Genomic DNA, 2,080 nt, shown 5'->3' on the forward strand with positions numbered 1-2,080 from the left:
GAGGTGGAATGACCGTTTCGGATCACATCACTCGTTTCAGAACAGCGGGGACAAACTACATCAATCTTTGCCATCAATCATCCAAAGGGCGAAGAATACCACAACACTAAATATGCGTCACGACCTGGTGTTTATTGGTTTAATCGGATTAATTAAGCTCATTCATACAACGCTTTAGCAATGTTTTTTTTATAATATTTTTTATTTGTTGTCGTATCGGTGGTGAATAAGGTAATAATCATGCGATTTGCGAAGTGTCCAGTTAAAAATATGGACAGGGTACGCCTGACAGATTTGTGAACTGAACAGGCCTTTTTGAATAAATAAAAAATTTTTCTTACCAAAGCGTGGATGACCAAAAAACCCGTCCGATAATATGAATGCGTTGCTCAAACTCCTCTCTGGACAACTGTTCATCAGGGTAATCTGTATTGTTAAAGCTTTTAATGATCATTCCACCGTCCGGGCGTGGGATTAATTGCTTTACTCTGATCAGATTGCCATCACGAATAGCGTACAGATCGCCATCAATAATGGTTGAGTTATTGGCGGTATCGATGCCTACGACATCTCCACTACGTAACATAGGAGCCATGCTATTACCGATAACCCGAACAACCCGTGCATTACGGGCATTCACACCCATTCTGCGCAGCGTATAGCGGCGAAACGGCAGGGCATAGATTTCATGCTCATTATCAGCCATTGCGCCATCACCACAGGCGGCTTCCACGTTCAGCATCGAGACCTCAACAAATTCGTCTTTGTCACGATTCATTGATTCCCATTCTTCAACCCGCAGGCTACTGGCCTTGATTTCACTATCATAAATATCCATGGGCCTAATGGGGGCTGATTCATCGCCAAATAACAACCATTGCGGGCTGACATCCAGCGCTTCTGCCAGCTTATCCAGATTGCGTGGTGAGCGAGTCTGACCCGATTCAATTTTATTAATTGACTGTTGGCTGACCTGAATCTTTTCTGCCAGGGTTTTTTGACTTAAACCCAACTGTTCGCGCCGCTTTGCAACGCGCTCTGCTAACGTCTGCATAGTGATTCTCATAATAGATAAATGGTGAAAGTGACAACTAAATATAGTGCCACTATAACAACTAATATCTGTTGATCAACCTTTAATTTTCGATTACTATAGCGCCACAGCCAATTGTTGTTAATGTCCGGGGGGATAAATGCACAATATCAAGACGACTTTAGAGATGTGGGGCAACTGGGCTCGTTGTAGTGTCGGTACTGAATATTCCAAAGTTAATGTCACTTTTCAGGCGGTTTTGCCGGATGGTAATTCGACATTTTTCCGCACTGATGATGAGCAGGGGATGGTGGTTGATTCTGCCGTCGCAGGCCTCCGTCATTATGACCAATTGGCCTATAAGTTGGTGATTGTACACTATGTTTATCGAATCAGTCAGTCAAAGCTGGCAAAGCAACTGGGTAAAGCTCAAAGTTATATTGCAGGGATTTTAAGAGTGGCAGAAGCTTTTATTGCCGGACAAATTTTTGTCCAAACGGGAGAGGCGATTTCTGTCTGATGAAGAGTTTCTAAATTTGATTTTTACCACCATGTGCTGCCAAAAGGCGGCACTTTTCATTTTAAAACCCCCTGTAAATAAAGTTGTTAAAACAAATTAAAGGTGTTGACTTAATCTGATTATCAGGTATAGTAAGAAGTATAAAGTCACAAAGTTGTATCCGAAGAGTGCTTCAACACATGCCCGCTATTGAATGCGGGCATTTTTGTTTTTATCGCCGAAAGATGCTGCTTTATGGCTTTATTTGATACGAATAGTCGCAGATAGAAAACAAGCCCGAATGGCAAGAGGTGTCACAGATGCTGTCCGTCAACAGCCCTGGTACTTATTAATAAAAATGGTTAAACCACAGGACGCCATACATTAACTATCTGTGACGTATCAATCTGTCAACTTTAGCCCCGCTTTGCGCTGAGGAATCCCCAGTAATGAGCAGGTAAAAAAAGACAGGCATAGAGTTTTGTGATCTACTGATTGTGCTATCAATTCAATGAGATCACCTCTATGCCTGTTTACCAAGTATGTCA

Annotated in this window: 3 protein-coding genes; 1 reads left to right on the forward strand and 2 read right to left on the reverse strand. The window is 42.3% G+C overall.

What is annotated here, in order from left to right; genetic code table 11:
- Positions 1–74: IS1 family transposase (locus LPW36_RS17540; RefSeq protein WP_338085967.1), on the reverse strand; the 74-nt coding region annotated here is incomplete at its 3' end.
- 263 nt (positions 75–337) lie between these two features.
- Positions 338–1,054: an XRE family transcriptional regulator gene (locus LPW36_RS17545; RefSeq protein WP_230611874.1), complete on the reverse strand. Its 717-nt coding sequence runs from the start codon at positions 1,052–1,054 to the stop codon at positions 338–340.
- Between the two features lie 139 nt (positions 1,055–1,193).
- Here LPW36_RS17545 and LPW36_RS17550 point away from each other — a divergent pair, with 139 nt between their 5' ends.
- Positions 1,194–1,553 (forward strand): antiterminator Q family protein, encoded by a 360-nt coding sequence (locus LPW36_RS17550; protein ID WP_230611876.1) that lies wholly within the window; start codon positions 1,194–1,196, stop codon positions 1,551–1,553.
- The last annotated feature ends 527 nt before the right edge of the window (positions 1,554–2,080 follow it).

It is taken from the genome of Limnobaculum eriocheiris (assembly GCF_021010575.1).
Lineage (GTDB): Bacteria > Pseudomonadota > Gammaproteobacteria > Enterobacterales > Enterobacteriaceae > Limnobaculum > Limnobaculum eriocheiris.